Origin of the sequence: Rhodomicrobium sp. (assembly GCF_047605405.1) — a bacterium.
In the GTDB taxonomy this organism is placed as follows: domain Bacteria; phylum Pseudomonadota; class Alphaproteobacteria; order Rhizobiales; family Rhodomicrobiaceae; genus Rhodomicrobium; species Rhodomicrobium lacus.
Window position 1 is genome coordinate 43,522 of record NZ_JASGFR010000009.1, and the last position, 18,882, is coordinate 62,403.

The 18,882-nt window shown below is 62.1% G+C and carries 16 protein-coding genes and 1 tRNA gene; 12 read left to right on the forward strand and 5 right to left on the reverse strand.

Going from position 1 to position 18,882, the window contains the following annotated elements:
• Window positions 1–5 precede the first annotated feature (5 nt).
• Window positions 6–1,109 (forward strand): phosphoribosylformylglycinamidine cyclo-ligase, encoded by a 1,104-nt coding sequence (gene purM, locus QM659_RS05560; RefSeq protein ID WP_415187668.1) that lies wholly within the window; start codon window positions 6–8, stop codon window positions 1,107–1,109.
• Window positions 1,106–1,741: a phosphoribosylglycinamide formyltransferase gene (gene purN / locus QM659_RS05565; protein WP_415187669.1), complete on the forward strand. Its 636-nt coding sequence runs from the start codon at window positions 1,106–1,108 to the stop codon at window positions 1,739–1,741. The genes purM and purN overlap by 4 nt, the downstream gene beginning before the upstream one ends.
• A gap of 4 nt (window positions 1,742–1,745) precedes the next feature.
• Here the strand turns inward: purN and QM659_RS05570 are convergent, their stop codons facing one another.
• On the reverse strand, window positions 1,746–2,693 hold the full coding sequence (locus QM659_RS05570) for a hypothetical protein (protein ID WP_415187670.1): 948 nt from the start codon (window positions 2,691–2,693) through the stop codon (window positions 1,746–1,748).
• A 224-nt stretch (window positions 2,694–2,917) separates the two neighbouring features.
• Here QM659_RS05570 and QM659_RS05575 point away from each other — a divergent pair, with 224 nt between their 5' ends.
• Window positions 2,918–3,124 carry a hypothetical protein gene (locus QM659_RS05575; RefSeq protein WP_415187671.1) on the forward strand — a complete coding sequence of 69 codons (207 nt, stop codon included), beginning with the start codon at window positions 2,918–2,920 and terminating at the stop codon, window positions 3,122–3,124.
• A gap of 14 nt (window positions 3,125–3,138) precedes the next feature.
• Here the strand turns inward: QM659_RS05575 and QM659_RS05580 are convergent, their stop codons facing one another.
• Window positions 3,139–4,131: a hypothetical protein gene (locus QM659_RS05580; RefSeq protein ID WP_415187672.1), complete on the reverse strand. Its 993-nt coding sequence runs from the start codon at window positions 4,129–4,131 to the stop codon at window positions 3,139–3,141.
• A gap of 200 nt (window positions 4,132–4,331) precedes the next feature.
• Window positions 4,332–5,447 (reverse strand): beta-ketoacyl-ACP synthase III, encoded by a 1,116-nt coding sequence (locus QM659_RS05585; protein WP_415187673.1) that lies wholly within the window; start codon window positions 5,445–5,447, stop codon window positions 4,332–4,334.
• A gap of 235 nt (window positions 5,448–5,682) precedes the next feature.
• Between QM659_RS05585 and QM659_RS05590 the strand changes: the two genes are divergently transcribed.
• On the forward strand, window positions 5,683–8,013 hold the full coding sequence (locus QM659_RS05590) for an alpha,alpha-trehalose-phosphate synthase (UDP-forming) (protein WP_415187674.1): 2,331 nt from the start codon (window positions 5,683–5,685) through the stop codon (window positions 8,011–8,013).
• 55 nt (window positions 8,014–8,068) lie between these two features.
• Here QM659_RS05590 and QM659_RS05595 read toward each other — a convergent pair.
• Together QM659_RS05595 and QM659_RS05600 are read right to left on the reverse strand one after the other, a co-directional pair.
• A tRNA-Gly gene (locus QM659_RS05595) sits at window positions 8,069–8,142 on the reverse strand.
• Between the two features lie 128 nt (window positions 8,143–8,270).
• Window positions 8,271–9,263: a KpsF/GutQ family sugar-phosphate isomerase gene (locus QM659_RS05600; RefSeq protein WP_415187675.1), complete on the reverse strand. Its 993-nt coding sequence runs from the start codon at window positions 9,261–9,263 to the stop codon at window positions 8,271–8,273.
• Window positions 9,264–9,460: 197 nt separating this feature from the next.
• On the opposite strand from QM659_RS05600, the gene QM659_RS05605 reads away from it, so the two are divergent.
• From QM659_RS05605 to QM659_RS05640, 8 genes are all read left to right on the forward strand, one after another.
• Window positions 9,461–9,703, forward strand: a complete 243-nt coding sequence (locus tag QM659_RS05605; RefSeq protein WP_415187676.1) for a hypothetical protein — start codon at window positions 9,461–9,463, stop codon at window positions 9,701–9,703.
• A 301-nt stretch (window positions 9,704–10,004) separates the two neighbouring features.
• A complete protein-coding gene (locus tag QM659_RS05610) occupies window positions 10,005–11,192 on the forward strand; it encodes an acyl-CoA dehydrogenase (RefSeq protein ID WP_415187677.1) in 1,188 nt (395 codons plus the stop codon).
• 180 nt (window positions 11,193–11,372) lie between these two features.
• Entirely contained in the window at window positions 11,373–12,281 is a 909-nt protein-coding gene (locus tag QM659_RS05615) for an MBL fold metallo-hydrolase (protein WP_415187678.1), read from the forward strand.
• A gap of 94 nt (window positions 12,282–12,375) precedes the next feature.
• Window positions 12,376–13,806 carry a porin gene (locus QM659_RS05620; protein ID WP_415187679.1) on the forward strand — a complete coding sequence of 477 codons (1,431 nt, stop codon included), beginning with the start codon at window positions 12,376–12,378 and terminating at the stop codon, window positions 13,804–13,806.
• A gap of 317 nt (window positions 13,807–14,123) precedes the next feature.
• Window positions 14,124–15,308 (forward strand): ABC transporter substrate-binding protein, encoded by a 1,185-nt coding sequence (locus tag QM659_RS05625; protein ID WP_415187680.1) that lies wholly within the window; start codon window positions 14,124–14,126, stop codon window positions 15,306–15,308.
• Window positions 15,309–15,384: 76 nt separating this feature from the next.
• Window positions 15,385–16,245 (forward strand): branched-chain amino acid ABC transporter permease, encoded by an 861-nt coding sequence (locus QM659_RS05630; protein ID WP_303485813.1) that lies wholly within the window; start codon window positions 15,385–15,387, stop codon window positions 16,243–16,245.
• A gap of 1 nt (window position 16,246) precedes the next feature.
• Window positions 16,247–18,040, forward strand: a complete 1,794-nt coding sequence (locus QM659_RS05635) for an ABC transporter permease subunit (RefSeq protein WP_415187681.1) — start codon at window positions 16,247–16,249, stop codon at window positions 18,038–18,040.
• Window positions 18,037–18,753, forward strand: a complete 717-nt coding sequence (locus QM659_RS05640; RefSeq protein ID WP_415187682.1) for an ABC transporter ATP-binding protein — start codon at window positions 18,037–18,039, stop codon at window positions 18,751–18,753. The genes QM659_RS05635 and QM659_RS05640 overlap by 4 nt, the downstream gene beginning before the upstream one ends.
• The last annotated feature ends 129 nt before the right edge of the window (window positions 18,754–18,882 follow it).

An 18,882-nucleotide genomic window follows, 5' to 3' on the forward strand; every position in this document is an offset into this window, starting at 1 on the left:
AAAACATGACAACGGATTCGGACGGTTCTTATAAAAGCGCTGGCGTCGACATCGACGCGGGCGAGGCGCTCGTCGAGCGCATCAAGCCGCTGGCGAAGGCTACGGCGCGAGCGGGAGCGGGCGCGGCGCTCGGCGGCTTCGGCGGCCTTTTCGACCTGAAGGCGGCGGGCTTCACCGATCCCGTGCTCGTGGCGGGCAATGACGGCGTCGGTACCAAACTGAAGATCGCCATCGAGACGGGCCTTCACGACACGGTCGGCATCGATCTCGTCGCCATGTGCGTGAACGACGTCGTCGTGCAGGGCGCGGAGCCGCTCTTCTTCCTCGACTATTTCGCATGCGGTCGCCTCGATGTCGACACGGCGGCGGCCATCGTGGGCGGCATCGCCGAAGGCTGCAAGCGCGCGGGCGCGGCGCTCATCGGCGGCGAGACGGCGGAAATGCCGGGCATGTATGCCGATGGCGACTACGACCTCGCGGGCTTCGCTGTCGGCGCGGCGGAGCGCGGCTCGCTGCTGCCACGCGCCGATATCGCGGCCGGGGACGTGGTGATCGGCCTCGCCTCCTCGGGCGTGCACTCGAACGGCTTCTCGCTCGTGCGCAAGATCATCCGCGATCACGGCCTGTCCTTCGCAGACCCGGCCCCCTTCGACCCGGCGCGCCCGCTCGGCCGCGCCCTGCTCGACCCGACGCGCATCTATGTGAAGCCCGCGCTCGCCGCGCATCGGACCGGCTGCGTGAAAGCCTTCGCGCATATCACCGGCGGCGGGCTGCCCGGCAACGTCAACCGCGTGCTGCCGGAAACCCTCGCAGCGCGCATCGACCTCGATGCGGTGCCGTATCTGCCGGTGTTCCGCTGGCTTTCGGCGGCGGGCGGCGTGGCGCAAAGCGAAATGCTGCGCACGTTCAACTGCGGCGTGGGCTTCGTGGCTGTGGCCGCGCGCGAGGACGCGGGCGCGGTGATCGATGCGTTCACGGCGGCGGGCGAAAGCGCGTTCGCGCTCGGCGAGATCGAGGCGCGCGAGCACCTCATTCGTAATGAGGAGGCCGAAGGTTCCTCGCTCGGCCCGCAGGTGCTGTTCTCCGGCTCGCTCGGTGGCGCACGATGACCGCTAAAAAACGCGTTGGCGTGCTCATCTCCGGGCGCGGCTCGAACCTCGTCTCGCTGATCGAGGCGGCCCGCGCGCCCGACTTCCCGGCCGAAATCGTGCTCGTGCTCTCGAACAAGGCGGACGCGGGCGGCCTTGAGCGCGCCGCCGACGCCGGGATTTCGACGCGCGTCATCTCGCACAAGGGCCTTGCGCGCGAGGCGTTCGACGAGGCGATGGTGGCGACGCTTTGCGAAGCAGGCGTCGAGATCGTCTGCAACGCGGGCTTCATGCGGCTGCACTCGTCCGTGTTCGTGCGCGCCTGGCATGGCCGCCAGCTCAACATTCACCCCTCGCTCCTGCCGTCTTTTCGGGGCCTCCACCCGCAACAGCGCGCCATCGACGCGGGCGCGCGCATCGCGGGGGCGACCGTGCATTTCGTGAGCGAGGAGATGGACGCTGGCCCGATCATCGCGCAGGGCGCGGTGCCGGTGCTACCCGCCGACGACGAAGACGCGCTTTCCGCCCGCATCCTCGCGATGGAGCACCGCGTCTATCCGCTGGCGCTGCGGCTCGTGGCGTCCGGCGCGGCGCGGCTCGAAGGCGACCGCGTGGTGTTCGCGGACGGCGCGCCGCCGCCGTTTCTGTTCTAACTCATCAGCGCGGGATATTACGGGCTGAAACTGAACGTCCGATGCGTCTGAAAGGAAGGTCGCTTCCTGCCGCACCACGAGAATAGCCAGCAACTTCACACTTATTAAAGGGATCTAATATTGGCGCACTTCCTTTGAGTAATATTGATGTGCCGCTCGCGTTTTCCGCCCCATTCACTCTATAGTCGAACGCTTTTCCTGAACATCCACTGTTGTAAACATACGCAGTACCATATATCTTCCCATTACCATTACCCATACCATTGAATTTAACTGTTCCTAATGGCACCCTTGTAGCCGCCACATTTTCGCTAGGATCTTCATAGAATGCTTTGATTTTTTTGCCATCACGCACGATGGATACAACAGAACCGTTTACTTTCCAGAACGTCGTATCATATGATCTTGTTTCAACGATAGATGCGCGTCCTTCAACTGCATCGTCAGGAGAATCTATTCCCTCGGTCGGCGCACCATCCTCGTCATCGACAGGTGATTTTTTATCCGAATCTAAATTTTGTTCCGCTATATCCGCCAGCCCTTCTAATTCTAGGCTAACGAAGCGTAGATTACCGGGATCAATACAATCCGATTCTTCGTCTCTGTCGCTTGTAACAAGCTTCCATTTCATTCCATCTGAATTTTTCTTGATTTTATAAACGCAATTCATCCCCTCCGAAATCAGACGCCAATTTACATCTGATACGTTGCGCCATCCCCCTCTTCTTAAGGGAATCAATTTTGCTTGCGTCTCGCCCCAGGCTAATACAATATTACCATTCATATCTCTCGAAAATTTATATGAATTGTCGTTGTCATCGCTGCGCCACTCACCGGCAAGAACGGCTCTACCTGAAAGCTGCTGGGCATGACCGTTGCTAATTCCGATAACGGTTAGAAGAACAACTGTACTTCCAACGAGTGCCGACTGAGTTTTATGAGACGCAGACATAGTAGCACCTTTCTCATTTTTGTTAGCGTGCACCCATCGCCGTCCAGCCGAAATGAAAACTAAGTACTCGTAAAGCACCAACCACAAACTGAGCCATTTTTTCTAATCTTCTGATTGTTCGCCAATCGAAAAGCAGATTCAATGGATAGAATATAATGACGATAAGAAGGCGTTACTCTTGTCGAGTTGACTCGATCGATATGTGAATAGCGAAAGCTTGAACCATGGAAATCGAAGTCGCACGCACGCCGGGTCGGGCGGCGCACCGCACCTATGGCTGCCTCTACGGCGTGGAGCTTTACGGCGGGTCGAACCCGGTCGCGGTGGTGCCGAGCGCGGTGTCGACCGCAAGCGCCGTGCAGAAGCTGTTCTCGGCGCTGATGATCTTCCTCTTCGGCCTCGCGCTGCGCAACATGCTTAAGGTGAAGTAGAGCGCCCGCCGAATTCAGGCGCGCGCCTCGCTGAGCGTGGCTTCGGCTTCCGCTTGCGGAGCGGCGGACGGCGTGGCCGCCTCCCAAAAGCGCGCGTGCCACGCCAGCACGCGCGGGTTCATGAGGCGGACGAAGCGCTCGGGCCAGAGCGTGGCGAGAAGCGCCATCGCGCAGAAGCCGCCGGGCAAGCGCGGGGCCGCGCCTGTCGCACTCCATGCGTGCTGGCTCCCGAGCGGCTCGAAATGCCCCTGCCCCAGCGGACGGCGCAGAAGCCCGAACCGCGCCACATAGGCGCCCGCATCGATCACCACCCAGGCCGCGAAAGCCTGCACGAACAGCGCCATCACGCCCCGCGCGCCGCCGAGGAGAAACGCGGCCTCGATCAGCACGGCATAGGCGATGAAGGCGCGCAGGAACGCGTTCGAGAGGCTCAGCGTGGAGCGGCCCTCCGCGTGGAGCCGCTCCTCTTCCGCGTCCCAGGCCACGAACAGGCCGATGAAGGTCGAGCGGAGAAAATAGCCGTAGAAACCTTCGCCGATGCGGGGCGTGGCGGGGTCCTTGGGCGTCGCGGCGCGCGCATCGTCTTCGCCGCCGTGGCGGAGCGCGAAGGAGCCGTAGAGGATCGGCCATGTAAGGAGTTCGGCACACGCGCGGTTGAAGCGGTCGCCGCGTCCGAGGAGCGCATGAGCCGATGCGCCGCCGACGCCGCCGGTTGCAAGGCCGATCCCGATGGCGGCGACGAAAAGCGCCGAGCCGCCGAGCGTGTCCGCGGACGCCGGGAGACCGAGCACCAGCGCGACCTGGATCGGCATCCACACGAAGGCGAAGACACGCTGTATCGGGCTCGCGGGCGCGGCGCGCGCGCATAGCCCGAGGACGTGATCCGCTGCCGGAACGAGGAGGAGGCCGTATAGGACGAAAGCCGGCAACCACGGCCCGCCGTAAAGCAACGCCAGCGCGGCGAGCGGCACGAAAGCGAGCGAAACGAGAACGGGGAGCGCGCGCATGCAGAAATCCCGTGTCGGCAACCGGCTGGCAGCGGCACCGGTTGCGTAGCCTCGAACGAAAGGCGTCTCGCACAAAGGCGGGAGCCTTGCGCGACCTTAGCGCAGCCTTGCGGCGCCGTAAAATATTCGCGAGGCGGCACGGCGCGGGACGTCCACGCTCTCGGCGAGCAGACCGAAAGCGCCGGTCGATCGCGCCCGTCTCACCGCTTGCGCACGAATACCGTGCCCGCCGAATAGCCCGCGCCGAAGCTGCAAATCAGCCCCGTATCGTCGGCCGCGAGATCGTCGGAATGCTTGTGAAAAGCGATGATGGAGCCCGCCGACGACGTGTTCGCGTATTCGTCGAGGATGATCACGTTCTCGCCCGCCTCCGGCTCGCGACCGAGCACGCGCTGGCCGATCAGGTGATTCATGTTGATGTTCGCCTGATGCAGCCACAGCCGCTTGAGCCGATGCGTGTCGATGCCGATGTCGGCGGCGTGTTCGGCGATCAGCGCCGACACCATCGGCACCACCTCCTTGAACACCTTGCGGCCCTGCTGCACGAAAAGCTTGTCCGCCAGGTCGCGCCCATCGGGCCAGGCGCGGTTGAGGAAACCCGAATTGTTGCGGATATTGTTTGAGAATTGCGTCTTGAGCCGCGCGCCGAGAATGTCCCAGCCGCCCGCCGCCTCGTCGCCCCGCTCCACGATGACGGCGGTGGCGACATCGCCGAAGATGAAGTGGCTGTCGCGGTCGCGGAAATTCAGGTGGCCCGAACAAATCTCGGGGTTCACCATCAAGACCGCGTCGGCGGAGCCGGTCGCCACATAATCCGCCGCCGTCTTGATGCCGAAGGTTGCCGACGAGCATGCCACGTTCATGTCGAAGGCGAAGCCGTGAAGACCAAGCGCGGCCTGCACCTCGATCGCCATCGCGGGATAGGACCGCTGCATGTTCGAGGCCGCGCAAAGCACCGCGCCAATGCGTTCGCGCGGCTTGCCCCATCGCGCAAGCGCGTCTTCGGCGGCCTTCACGGCCATCTCGGCCAGCAGCGATAGCTCCTCGTTCGACCGCTCCGGGATGACGGGACGCATCACGGCGGGATCGAGAATGCCCGACTTCTGCACCACATGGCGCGACTTGATGCCGGACGCCTTTTCAATGAATTCGGCCGACGACGGCTGAAGCGCCGCGATGTGTCCGCTCGCGATTGCCGCCGCATTGTCCGCGTTGAACAACGCGACATAGGCATTGAACGCCTCGACCAGTTCGTCGTTCGTAATGCTCTCGGGGGGCGTGTAAAGGCCGGTCGCGGCGATGACGGCAGAGCGCAAAGGCGGGCTCCTGTGAGATTGGGGCGCTGGAGCGGCCTTGCCGCCCGTCGACTCCCGGCTGGTCCGGTCTCCACCGTTACAGCGAGCGTGCCTCTGTCGTCCAGAGCGCCTTCCGATCTATGCCGCCGCGCGAAAGGTCGCGGCGGGATGTGCGCCGCCGTCGAGGCTGGCCTAAAATCTGAATAAAAAACAAATGTGGTTGCCAGCGGCTGCTCGGACCCCCTAAAACCGCTCCATGCGATGGCCGACCTCCTTCCTCACCAGGAACCTTCCGCTCATCGGCGGGGATAATTCCCTCTCCCGCCTTCCCCAAGGGCGCAATCCGACGGTACGGATGTTCGCGCGGTATGCCGGGTCGGCGCTGGTTGCTACCGTTCTCATCGTGCTGGCGCTCGCTCCCTATGCCAGCTCGCTCGTCGAGCAATGGTCGCGCCACGATGTGGAACTCCGCTCGCGCCTTATCTTCAACTCGGTCCGTCATAGCCTCACGGAGCTGCTCGCAGCGAACGACAAGGCGGGTATCGAAGATCTGTTCGCTCGCGTCGAGAACGACGACCGCGTGCTGGGCCTCGGCTTCTGCGTGGATCCGGGCGTGCTGCGCTTTCAGACCAAACTCCTGCCGTCGACCTTCTCCTGCAAAAAGGCTGCAAGATCGGAAACAGCGAGCTTCTCGTCGCTCACGGACGAAGGAGCCCATCTGATCGCGGCGACCTTCCCCATCGCGGTGAGAAACACAAAAGGCCATCTCGTCATCCTGCACGACCTGAGCTTCGCAACGAAGCGCAGTGCCGAAGCACGCACTTTCCTGACAGCCGCGCTTGTCGGCATCGTCCTCGTGGCCACGCTGCTTGCGACACTCGCCGCGCTTGCGGTTGTGAAGCGCTGGATGATCGGCCTGCGAGAGTCGCTTTCCAGCGCGGCGCTGGGCCATAACCTCGAAGAAATGACAAGCAGGCTGGGGCCGATCGGTGAGGAACTGCGCCTCGCGCTTCGCAAGATGGATCTCAATCGCGTCGCACCGGTCGATACCGAGCGCACCGACTGGACGGCCGAAACGATCCGCGAGGTGATGAACGGCGAACTCGCCAACGCGCAGGTCATCGTCGTTTCGAACCGTGAGCCCTACATCCATAATCGCGAAGCAGACGGCATCAAGCTGCAAATCCCCGCTTCGGGCCTCGTCTCGGCGCTTGAACCGGTAACGCGCGCTTGCGGCGGGACGTGGATCGCACACGGCAGCGGCAGCGCCGATCACGAAACCGCCGACTCTCAGGGCCGCATCCGCGTGCCGCCGGACAATCCGGGTTACACGCTTCGGCGCGTCTGGATCAGCGAGCAAGAGCAGGAAGGCTATTATTACAGCCTCGCGAATGAAGGGCTTTGGCCGCTCTGCCATATCGCCTTTGTTCGCCCGACATTCCGCGCGGCCGATTGGGACACCTACCGCGCCATCAACGAGCGCTTCGCGAAGGCCGTTGTCGACGAAGCGACGACGGACTCACCCATCGTGCTCGTGCAGGACTATCATTTTGCGCTCCTTCCCCGGATGGTCAGGGAGCGGCTGCCGAAAGCCACGATCATCACCTTCTGGCATATCCCGTGGCCGAACTCGGAGACCTTCAGCATCTTTCCGTGGAAGGAAGAAATCGTTCAGGGGCTCCTTGGAAGTTCCATCGTCGGGTTCCATACGCAGTTTCACTGCAACAATTTCATCGAAACTGCGGACCGGTTCATCGAAAGCCGCATCGACCGCGAGCACGCGTCTATTACGTTGTCCGGGCGGGAAACCTTCATCAGACCGTACCCCATTTCGATCGAGTGGCCGCCGGCTGCGCTCGATGGGCAGAAGCCGGTGGCGGAATGCCGGTCGGCGGTCAGGGAACGGCTCGGCATCCCGGCCGAGACTCATCTCGCCGTTGGCATCGAGCGTTTCGATTACACGAAAGGCATTCTCGACCGGATGCTGGCCATCGACGCCCTTCTGACGGCCCATCCTGAATGGAAAGGGCGGTTCGTCTTCGTGCAGGCCGCCGCTCCTACGCGGAGCAAGCTGCCCGCATATGCCGCGCTTCAGGCTGAGGCGCAGCGGCTCGCCGCAGAGATCAACGACCGCCACGGCGTCAATGGTGTCGCCCCGGTGCGCCTCGTCATTCGCCACCACGATCCCACTGAGGTGTTCGAGCTTTTCCGTGCGGCCGATGTCTGCATCGTTTCAAGCCTCCATGACGGCATGAATCTCGTCGCCAAGGAATTCGTCGCGTCGCGTGACGACGAGCAGGGCGTGCTTGCGCTTTCGACCTTTGCGGGGGCCTCGCGCGAACTGTCAGAAGCGCTCATGGTCAATCCCTACGATCCGCACTCCATGGCGGTGGCCATCGAACGCGCGCTCACGATGCCCCGCGCTGAGCAGCGCGAGCGCATGCGGCTTATGCGGGATCTCATCCGCAGTCGGAACGTTTATCGCTGGGCCGGACAGATGCTTCTCGACGCGAGCCGACTGCGCAAGAAACAGTACGTTCTCGAAATCGCGGCCCTGCATCAGAAGGGCGGAAAGGGCAGGTCTTAGCAGCGGAGCTTTTATCTCGCCTGCCAGCCGTTTAACCGACGAAAATGGGAAAAGCTGGAGCGGGTAGCGGGAATCGAACCCGCGCTAGAAGCTTGGGAAGCTCCTGTGATACCATTTCACCATACCCGCGACGGGGAACCGCAGCGTTCGGCCCTCCGGTGGCCGATATCCGGCCAGCCCACAGATTAGCATCGGCGGCGCGCTTTGCAACAGCTTCGGCGGCTTATCCCGCCTTGCCTGCGTCGAAAAATGCCCCATCAAGCCACGCCGACGCGCAACAGGTCGTGGATGTGAACGATGCCGACCGGCACGCCGTCCTCCACCACGAAAAGCGCGGTGATCTTCTTCTCGTTCACGATCTGAAGCGCGGCGCTGGCAAGCATCGTCGGTGTGATCGTTTTCGGGTTGCGCGTCATGATGTCGGCGGCGCGGCGGCCCAGGAGATCGCCCGCCATGTGGCGGCGCAAATCGCCATCGGTGACGATGCCCGCGAGCTTCCCCTCCGCGTCCACCACGCCGAGGCAGCCGAACGCCTTCTCGGTCATGGTGACGAGCGCGGCGCTCATCGGTGCGTCGGCACCGGCAAGCGGCATGCGCTCGCCCTTGTGCATGATGTCGGCCACGTGCTTGAGGTTCGCGCCGAGCTGCCCGCCGGGGTGAAACACCTTGAAATCGGATGCCGTGAAGCCGCGCCCTTCCAGCAGCGCGATGGCGAGGCAGTCGCCGAGCGCGAGTTGCGTCAGCGTCGAGGTCGTCGGCGCGAGACCGTGCGGACAAGCCTCCTTCACGGGCGGAAGTTGTAGCACGATATCGGCAGCCTTGCCGAGCGCGCTTTCGCGCCGCGAAGTCAGCGCGATGAGCGGCACGCCGAAGCGGCGCGAGTAAGTGAGGATGCTCGCGAGTTCCACCGTTTCGCCCGACCACGACAGCGCGAGGATGATATCGGCCGCCGTGATCATGCCGAGATCGCCGTGGCTCGCCTCTGCGGGATGAACGAACTGGGCGGGCGTGCCGGTTGAGGCGAGCGTCGCTGCAATCTTCTGGCCGACATGGCCGCTCTTGCCCATCCCAGTGACGATCACGCGTCCCCGGCAGGCGTGGATCAGCGCGACGGCACTTTCGAAATCGGCGGCCAGGCCGTTGGCAAGCGAGGCCCGAAGCGCGAGAAGACCGTCGAGGCCGCATTCGAGCGAGCGACGCGCCACTGCGGCAGCCGAGCCAGGCTCCGGCAACGCCCCCTCTGCGTTCATATTTCTGTCCGCGCCAATACCGATCCGCGCCGCCGATTGAACCATCGCCGCCCCCTTTTTCCTGTCGCCGTTCAGGCTTTGTTAAGCAGCAAATGCGGTCGCATCAAGAAAAGCGGAGCCTCGCAAACATTGCTTGAGCCCGGCGCCTCGGCAGGAAACCGCTTAGAAGTCGAGTACCCTCGCTTCGCATCGAAAAAGTGAAGGCGGTTGACACACCGAAGGAGGTGCGCCTCCCAGCGACAACGCAAGCTTTCGAATCCGCGACGCTTTTCGCGCGACAGAACGGCTATATCGAGAAGCGTTTCGTGGATATCGGCTCAAGGGTGAAGGCGGGCGAGTTGCTTGCCCTGATTTCAGCGCCCGAGGTCGACGACCAGCTCAATCTGGTCTGGTGCCCCTGCCTGCGCCGAAAGGCGCGAAGCGAACAATGTCGGCGCTGAATCTGCCGCCAGGACCGAAGTTGAGCGAGTGAAGCCGGGTGCGGCGGCCAGCACGCCCAGTTTTCGGCGAGGCGGCGACGAAGCCCACCAGTCCCGTTGAGACGCGCGATCCCAGCACCAAAGCCGGCCGTGCACAGAAGTGCCATGGCGAAGACCGCCATCAGCCGACTCCCCGGGGCCGATGGCAGAAGGTCTGAGCCGCAGCGCAAGCGGCGCGTAGAGGAGCAGCCCATCCTCAAGCTTGACAAGGGGTATATAATCGTATTCTTGTACCATAATACCATTTATAGGAGATCCGCCCATGTCCGTCGGCAAGAACGCTTTCCACTGGGATGATCCGCTCTTGCTCGAAGACGCCCTGACGGAAGAGGAAACGATGGTTCGCGATTCCGCGCGATCCTACTGTCAGGAACAGTTGCTCCCGCGCATCCGCGAGGCGAACCGGCATGAAGTCTTCGATTGCGCGGTCATGGCGGAGATGGGCAGTCTCGGCTTTCTCGGTTCGACGCTGCCGGAGACGTACGGCGGCGCAGCCGTGAACTACGTCTGCTACGGTCTCATTGCACGAGAGGTCGAGCGCGTGGATTCCGGCTACCGCTCGGCTATGAGCGTGCAGTCGTCGCTCGTGATGTACCCCATCTACGCCTATGGCTCCGAGGACCAGCGCCGCAAATACCTGCCGAAACTCGCTCGTGGTGAGTGGATCGGGTGTTTCGGCCTGACAGAGCCGGATGCTGGCTCGGACCCCGGCAGCATGAAAACCCGCGCTCGCAAGACGGATGGCGGGTGGATCCTCTCAGGCTCCAAGATCTGGATCACCAATTCGCCCGTTGCCGATGTGTTCATCGTGTGGGCAAAGGATGACGGCGGTATCATCAGAGGCTTCATTCTCGAAAAAGGGATGAAGGGGCTTTCCGCGCCCAAGATCGAAGGCAAGTTCTCGCTGCGTGCCTCCGTCACCGGCGAAATTGTCATGGAGAGCGTTTTCGTTCCCGACGAGAACAGACTTCCGAATGTGGAAGGACTGAAAGGCCCGTTCGGCTGCCTTAACCGTGCGCGCTACGGCATCGCCTGGGGCGTGCTGGGCGCGGCCGAGTTCTGCTTCCACGCGTCGCGGCAATACACGCTCGACCGCAAGCAGTTCGGGCGGCCGCTGGCCAACACCCAGCTCGTTCAACTGAAACTCGCCAACATGGAAACCGAGATTGCGCTCGGGCTTCATGCGTGTCTCAGGCTCGGACGCCTCTTCGATGAACAGAAGATGGCGCCTGAGATGATCTCCATGCTGAAGCGCAACAATTGCGGCAAGGCGCTCGACATCGCGCGCGTCGCGCGGGATATGCACGGCGGCAACGGCATTTCCGACGAGTTTCACGTCATTCGCCATGCGATGAACCTTGAGGCCGTTAATACCTATGAAGGAACGCACGACGTTCACGCGCTGATCCTCGGGCGTGCGATCACCGGCCTCAACGCGTTCGGCGGTTGATCCATGGAGACATGCTCGACATCCCCGCTCGAAGCGCGTCTGCGCGTCGCTACGACTGGTGAGGAGCCGCCGCGCGCACCAGCGAGCGCTCAGCTTCAGAAGCCCCCCGAGGGTTCGCTCGTCGAGGTAGCGGACGGAATTTTCTGGGCACGGATGCCTCTGCCCTTTACGCTCGATCACGTGAATGTCTGGCTGCTGCGCGACGGCGAGGGCTTCACCCTGATCGATACCGGGATGGCCGATGCGAGAACGCGAGGCCTTTGGGAGCGGATCTTCAAAGATCAGCTTGGCGGGATGCCCATCACCCGGCTGATCTGCACCCATCACCACCCCGACCACATGGGCCTTTCGACCTGGCTTCATGCGCGCTTCGGCGTGAGGATGACTGCCACCGTCGGGGAATGGACCTATGGGCGCCTAGGCTGGCTTGAAAGCGGCGAAGACTTCCTTTCACAGGCAAGCGATCACTACATCCGTTTCGGACTTCGTGACGAGCCGCTTCGTCTGGCGATAGCCGAAGGCAACAATTACCGCAGATATGTGGATCCGATCCCGCTCGATTTCTTGAGGATCGAGGGCGGCGACCGCCTTTCGGTCGGGGGCCGCGAATGGCACGTAATGACCTTCAGCGGACACTCTCCGGAGCACGCCTGCCTGTGGTGTCCGGAAGCCGACGTGCTGATTTCCGGCGATCAGGTTCTTCCGAAGATCAGCCCGACGATCGGGGTCTGGAGCAACGAACCCGAGGCCAATCCGCTCGCGGGATTCTTCGCCTCGCTGGACCACCTGATGACGCTATCGGACAGCGCGCTGGTCTTGCCGTCGCACGGGCTTCCGTTCACCGGGTTGCGGCAGCGTTGCAAGGCGTTGAAGGCGCATCACGACGAACGGCTGAAGCATACACTGGACAGCTGCAGCAATCCGTCATCGGGCGCAGATGTCATGGAGGAGCTTTTCCCGCGCATGCTTAGCGGCCACGATCTCCTTTTTGCCGTCGCGGAGACGCTGTCGCATCTCAACTATCTTGTCGCAGAGGGATGCATAGAATGTAGCATTGGGAAACAAAATATCAAATATAAAACGAAATAATTGCATTTATTACCCTGAATGATATCAGGGACGATGCAAACCGGCTCGAATCGGCTGTCGAACCGGTAAATAAAGGGCACTTAGGGGTGGGGAAATGACGAAGAGAAATGCGCGCCTTCGCGGCGCGAGCGGGCTGTTTGCGTGCGCAGCGACGGCGTTGGTGATGCTGTCGCCGGCCAGTGCCGCGGATTACTGGATCGATACGATCAAGGATCCGCTGCCCGAGAAACTCAGTTGGAAAGGTATCACCGTGTACGGCGTCATCGACGTCAACTACACGTGGCAGTCCAAGGGCCAGCCATTCGACGACGATCTCTATCCCGGCACCATTTACGGCCTGCTTGGAGCACCCGGCGCTCACAAGGCCTATTGGGGTTTTGCCCAAAGCGGGCTTTCCCAATCCTCCGTCGGCGTCAAGATCGAAGAGCCGCTGGGCGAGGGGTGGTCTGTCGTCGGAAAATTCGACACCGGTTTCAATCCGCTTTCGCTTGAGCTTTCCGATGCCTGCGCGAGCGTCTCGAACAATTCCGGCAAATCGCTGCGCCAGCAAAGCGCGAACGTGGACGGCTCACGCTGCGGGCAAGCCCTCAACGGCTCTGCCTTCGCCGGTATCAGCAACGCGAATTACGGCACGCTGACTTTCGGCCGGCAGAACGCGTTCAATCTCGACTCCGTCATCGCGTACGATCCGATGGGAGCCTCGTACGCGTTCTCCTTCATCGGCATGGTTGGCATCACGGCGGGCATGGGGTCTACCGAAGCCGCGCGCTGGGACAACTCCATCCGCTATACCTACAATTTTGGCCCCTTCCACGCAGGCGCGATGTACGCCTTCGGTGCTGAAGACAGCGCCATCCACGCCGATGCCTACGGCCTCAATATCGGCGGCAAATGGCAGGGGCTTTCCGTCGACGCCGTGTTTGCGCAGGAGAACAGCGTCGTCAATGCAGGCAGACTTCCAAACTTCGAGAAGAATGCGCTGGCCGCGACCATCACCGACAATACGTCGGCCTCCATCATGGGCAAGTATACCTTCAATCTCGGTGGCGGTTTGAAGGATGCTCCCGGCGACAAGCTGACGGTATATGGCGGATATCAGTACACGGTGCTTTCAAATCCCGACGATCCGTTGACCGGTTATCACAAGACCATCGGCGGCTACCGGCTGGCGACGATCAACAATCAGGCTTACCAGACCGACCGCATTCTCAATCTCGTCTTCGCCGGCGCGAAATACGAGATGCCTTCCGGCTGGAGTTTCGCCGCCGGTTGGTATCACTTCAGCCAGGACTCGTGGGTGGCGCGGTCGCTCACGAATGTTGACAGCGCCAAATGTTCGACCAGCGTTCGGGCGAACTGTAGCGGCGATTACGATCAGGTGTCGTTCATGGTGGACTACGCCATCAACAAGCATCTCGATGTCTATTCGGGCATTGGCTACACAGCCGGAAGCGACGGCCTCGTGTCCGGCTACCTCGCGGATAGCGACACCTATGTCGTGACGGGCATGCGCCTGAAGTTCTGACGGCGGTACCGAACGAGCCAAACCGGCTCGTTCGGTTGGCGATCCTTATCGGATCACTGGCTCACATACGGTGAACTGATCCGTTCAGCCATGAAGTTCGAAAGCCGTTCGGCGATCCAGCGATCACCGAGAAGAGCTGGCCTGCGCCTTGTCGCAGGGACGATCGCGCCGAAGAGGCGCGCCCTATGGGCAAATTGTTCGGTGGCTTCTTCGGTTCCAACCACAAGAGGTGAGCGCCGCAGCATTAGCGCAAAGACCCGCAGAGGTCTGCCTGACGAACGAAAAAACGAAGCGAAAGCTCAAAAAGGGAGAGAAACATGATCAACAGACGCCGCCTACTCATACTCGCAGGGGCCGCTGGCGCATCCACCATCGCAGCGCCGTTCGTTCGGCCATCCTGGGCGCAGTCGAATACGCTGAAGATCGGGCTGCTTCTCCCGTCCTCGGGCACCTATGCTCCGCTTGGCGAAGCGATCACCCGCGCGGTCGAACTTTACGCCAAGCAACAAGGGGGCAAGCTTGCTGGCCGCGACATCGTTTTCGTCAAGGTTGACGACGCGTCAGAACCGGCCAAGGCGACCGAGAATACGACCAAGCTGATTTCCGGCGAGAAAGTCGACGTGCTCGTGGGCACCGTCCACTCGGGCGTTGCCATGGCAATGGCCAAGATTGCGCGCGAAGACGGGCTGCCGACGCTCGTTCCGAATGCCGGAGTGGATGCGCTGACGCGAGGCGCCTGCGCTCCAAACATTTTCCGGACTTCGTTCGGTAACGGTCAGATCGGCGATGCGACCGGGCAAGCTATGCTGAAAGCTGGCATAAAGAGGGCCGTCACCGTCACCTGGAAATATGCGGCAGGTGAGGAAATGGTGGGTGGATTCAAGAAAGCCTTCATCGCTGGCGGCGGGGAAATCATCAAGGACATCACCCTGCCCTTCCCGGACGTGGAGTTCCAGTCGATCCTCGCTGAGGTCGGCTCGCTGAAGCCGGACGCGGTCTATTCGTTCTTCGCTGGCGGCGGCGCCCTGAAGTTCATCAAGGACTATGCCGGCGCGAGGCTCAACGAGAAGATCCCGCTCTGGGGTCCGGGGTTCCTGACGGACGGCATCGAGAAGGCGGCCGGACCTGCGGGCGACGGCGTCAAGACCGCGCTTCACTACGTCGAGAGCCTCGACAATCCGGAAAACAAGAAGTTTTCCGAGGAATTCATGGCGGCGTACAAGGTGGCGCCGGACGTCTATGCCGTACAGGGCTGGGACGCCATGCAGTTGCTTCGCATCGGCCTGGAAGCGGTCGGCGGCGATACGAAGAAGCGGCCTGAGATGTTGGTCGCGATGCGCAACGCCTCGTTCGACAGCCCGCGTGGACCTTTCAAACTCGGTCCGTCGCACAACCCCATTCAGAATTTCTACCTGCGCGAATTGCGCGGCGGCGAAAACAAGCTGATCGGGATCGCGGCGGAGAAGCTCGCCGGCGACACGACCGGCTGCAAGATGACCTGAACGACGGTCTCGAATTTCTCATTCATCGCGGGGGCGTGTCGATATCGACCGCTCCCGAAGCCCCCGGATTGTGTTCATGAGCCTCGTCCTCGTCCAGATATTGAACGGGCTGCAATACGGCCTGTTGCTATTCCTCGCGGCCAGCGGCCTGACGTTGGTCTTCGGCATTCTCGGCGTCATCAATCTCGCTCACGGCTCGTTCTACATGCTCGGAGCCTATCTGGCGGTGACGCTGACGGCGCAGTTCGGTGACATTTTCGTCGCGCTTGCGGTCGGCATCCCGCTGGCCTTCCTGTTCGGCGCGGCGATCGAATGGCTCTTCATCCGCCACCTTTACAAGCGCGATCATCTCCAGCAGGTTCTGCTGACTTTCGCGCTCATTCTCGTGTTCAGGGAGGTGCAGCAGACCCTGTGGGGCAATCACCCGCTGTCCATTCCGACGCCGTCCTACCTCTCGTCGAGCATCTCCCTCACACCCGATCTCGGCTATCCGGTTTATCGCTTTGCGCTGATGGCGATCTGCGTCGCTCTGGCGCTCGCGATGATGTTCGTCATCCAGCGAACCCGCGTCGGCCGCCTGATCCGTGCAGCCGAATCCAATCCTGAAATGGTCGAGGCCCTCGGCTACGATTCGCGCATCCTGTACCGGATGGTCTTTGCGGCGGGCGTGGCGCTGGCGGCGGCTGCGGGCATCCTCGCCGCGCCAATCGAGAGCGCCTATCCGGGGATAGGCGATCGCGTTTTGATCATCTCCTTCGTCATCGTTGTCGTCGGCGGCATCGGCTCCATCCGAGGCGCGTTTCTCGGCTCGCTGCTGATCGGGCTCGCCGACGCGTTCGGCAAGGTGTTCGTACCGGAATTTTCCAGCGTGCTGATCTATGCGGTGATGGCGCTGATCCTGGTCGTGCGGCCGTCTGGCCTGTTCGGGAGGGCGTAAAATGTTGAAAACACCGTCTGCGCGTGCGTTGGTTCTGCTCGCCTGTCTCGCGCTGCTGTTCGTCGCGCTGCCGTTTTTCGTCGGGCCGTATGGCATCAAGTTCGCGACGCGGCTTGTCATCCTGTCGATTTTCGTCGTCAGCCTCGATTTCGCGCTCGGCCTCGCCGGGCTCATCTCCTTCGGACACGCGGCTTTTTTCGGCGTGGGCGCCTATGCCGTCTATTTCGTGTCATCGGATGAGGGCGCGGCCAATGTTTTCGTCGCGCTCGGCGCTGGCGTCGCGGTGGCGGCGGTCTGCGCCCTGGTCATCGGCACCTTTGCCTGTCTGACGCGCGGCTTCTATTTCATCATGGTCACACTGGCGGCGGGCCAGATGATGTTCTCGCTGTTTCACGACACGGGGATCGCCAAGGGCGCCGATGGTGCATACATCAACATCAAGCCGGACCTGACGATATTGGGTCATACGCTGATCGATTTCGACGACCGCCGCGCGTTCTTCTATGTGTGCCTGGGGCTGCTCGCGGTCACGGTCGTTGCCCTGTACATGCTCGCCAGAACACCGTTCGGGCGCGTCGTTCAGGGATTGAAATCGAACGAAACGCGGCTGTCGGCGCTCGGCTTCGACGTCTACCGCTTCAAGCTCGCGGCCTTTGTCGTCTCCGGAGCGTTTGCCGGTCTCGCGGGTGCGCTGTTCGCCTGCATCGACGGCTTCGTAACGCCCGATCTCTTCTCGTGGCATCAGTCCGGTCTTGCGATCATGATGGTCGTCCTGGGCGGCGCGGGGACTTTGTTCGGGCCGATCCTCGGCGCCCTCTTCTATGTCTCGCTCGAAGAGGCATTGAAGACCGCGAGTCTTGTAGGCGATGTCGTTTCGTCCCACTGGCTCCTCGGCACCGGCGCTGTGCTCGTCGTCGCCGTTCTGTTGTCGCCCGATGGGCTCGCCGGGTTCTTGCAGAGCGCCGCTCGCCCCGTGAAGAAAGCAGCGTTGAGGCCCTCGGGCGACGCGCCCGCCGAGCCGCGCAGGGCGTCGGTCCTGGCGACAAGGGATCTCGCAAGAACCTTTGGAGGCCTGCGCGCGGTCGACGGTGTCACCATCTCCTTCGAGCCCGATCTCGTACACGCGATAATCGGGCCCAACGGAGCCGGGAAAACGACCTTTACGAATCTCCTGTCCGGCGCGCTGAAGCCTTCGGCGGGTGAAGTGACCGTCGACGGCGTCAATGTGGCTGGGGCGCCGGCACACAAGATCGCGCGACGCGGCGTCGGCCGCTCGTTCCAGCGGACGAATATCTTCGCAACCTTCACGGTCGAGGAAAATTGCCGCCTCGCGGCACAGGCGCGCCATCCATCGGTGTTGCGTCTGACCGAGCGCCTGAGCGAGGCCGAACAGGCTAAAGTCGATCATGCGCTCGCCGTCGCGGGACTTGCCGATAAGGCGGACACCATTGCCGGTGCCATGTCCAACGGCGAGCAGCGCCAGCTCGAAATCGCCATGCTGATCGCAAGCGGCGGGAGTATCCTCATTCTCGACGAACCGCTCGCCGGAATGGGGCCGGAGGAGACGCGGCGCGTGATCGACCTGCTGCGCGACCTCAAGAAGAACCACACCATCGTGCTGATCGAGCATGACATGGACGCCGTCTTCGCTGTCGCAGATACGCTGACCGTTCTGGCGCTGGGACGTCTTATTGCCCACGGCACCCCCGACGAAGTTCGACGCAACGAAGAAGTGATTACCGCCTATCTCGGCGGTCACGCGCCGGAGCATGAGACCGAGGGAGCGAAGTCATGAGCGAGACACCGCTGCTAGAGGCGCGCGGCCTCAACACCTACTACGGCGCAAGCCACGTGCTTCGCAGCGTCGATTTCCGTTTCGGGCGCGGTGAGACGGTCAGTCTGCTCGGCCGCAACGGTATGGGGAAAACGACGCTGATGCGGTCGCTCATGGGCCTCGTCGTACCGAAGAGCGGCGAGATCCGTTTCGCCGGTACCGAGGTGAGGGGCTGGCGCCCGAGCGCAATCGCACGCGCCGGAGTTGGTTTCGTGCCGGAGGGGCGCGGCATCTTCCCGAACCTGACGGTCGAGGAAAACCTCCTTTTCGCCGAGCGCGCAGGCGCGGACGGGCAGCGCGACTGGACACGCGAGGCGATCTACGAGTTGTTTCCGAGGCTCGCGGAGCGTCGAACAAACTGGGGCAATCAATTGTCCGGCGGCGAACAGCAGATGCTTACAATCGGCCGCGCGCTGATGAGCAATCCTTCGCTGCTGCTGGTCGATGAAGCGACGGAAGGGCTTGCGCCGCTCGTGCGCGACGATATCTGGCGCACGTTGAGACTTATTGCGGACCGGGGCGTTGCCATAGTCGTGGTCGACAAGAACCTCGACGACATCATGAAGCTTTGCCGCCGCCATGTCATTCTCGTGAAGGGCCAGGTCGTTTTCGAAGGCGATACGCATGCCTTGGCGGCAAACGACGGCTTCGTGCGGAGCCAGTTGGGCCTTTGAGCAAGACTTTCTCAAGCGGGGCGCGGGATCGCCGCGTCTTGGATCGTTCTTCCTTTCCCGGATCGTCCTGAAATCCTATATCTGAACCCGCAGAGATATTCGACATTTGATGCCCGGTTGCAGAGTCCG

Bases quoted from the DNA above. Each gene is read 5' to 3' on its own strand.
- purM (WP_415187668.1), top strand. From the start codon at position 6: ATGACAACGGATTCGGACGGTTCTTATAAAAGCGCTGGCGTCGACATC.
- QM659_RS05620 (WP_415187679.1), top strand. From the start codon at position 12,376: ATGACGAAGAGAAATGCGCGCCTTCGCGGCGCGAGCGGGCTGTTTGCG.
- QM659_RS05590 (WP_415187674.1), top strand. From the start codon at position 5,683: ATGCGATGGCCGACCTCCTTCCTCACCAGGAACCTTCCGCTCATCGGC.
- QM659_RS05570 (WP_415187670.1), bottom strand. From the start codon at position 2,693: ATGTCTGCGTCTCATAAAACTCAGTCGGCACTCGTTGGAAGTACAGTT.
- QM659_RS05580 (WP_415187672.1), bottom strand. From the start codon at position 4,131: ATGCGCGCGCTCCCCGTTCTCGTTTCGCTCGCTTTCGTGCCGCTCGCC.
- QM659_RS05640 (WP_415187682.1), top strand. From the start codon at position 18,037: ATGAGCGAGACACCGCTGCTAGAGGCGCGCGGCCTCAACACCTACTAC.
- purN (WP_415187669.1), top strand. From the start codon at position 1,106: ATGACCGCTAAAAAACGCGTTGGCGTGCTCATCTCCGGGCGCGGCTCG.
- QM659_RS05575 (WP_415187671.1), top strand. From the start codon at position 2,918: ATGGAAATCGAAGTCGCACGCACGCCGGGTCGGGCGGCGCACCGCACC.
- QM659_RS05630 (WP_303485813.1), top strand. From the start codon at position 15,385: ATGAGCCTCGTCCTCGTCCAGATATTGAACGGGCTGCAATACGGCCTG.
- QM659_RS05600 (WP_415187675.1), bottom strand. From the start codon at position 9,263: ATGAACGCAGAGGGGGCGTTGCCGGAGCCTGGCTCGGCTGCCGCAGTG.
- QM659_RS05635 (WP_415187681.1), top strand. From the start codon at position 16,247: ATGTTGAAAACACCGTCTGCGCGTGCGTTGGTTCTGCTCGCCTGTCTC.
- QM659_RS05625 (WP_415187680.1), top strand. From the start codon at position 14,124: ATGATCAACAGACGCCGCCTACTCATACTCGCAGGGGCCGCTGGCGCA.
- QM659_RS05610 (WP_415187677.1), top strand. From the start codon at position 10,005: ATGTCCGTCGGCAAGAACGCTTTCCACTGGGATGATCCGCTCTTGCTC.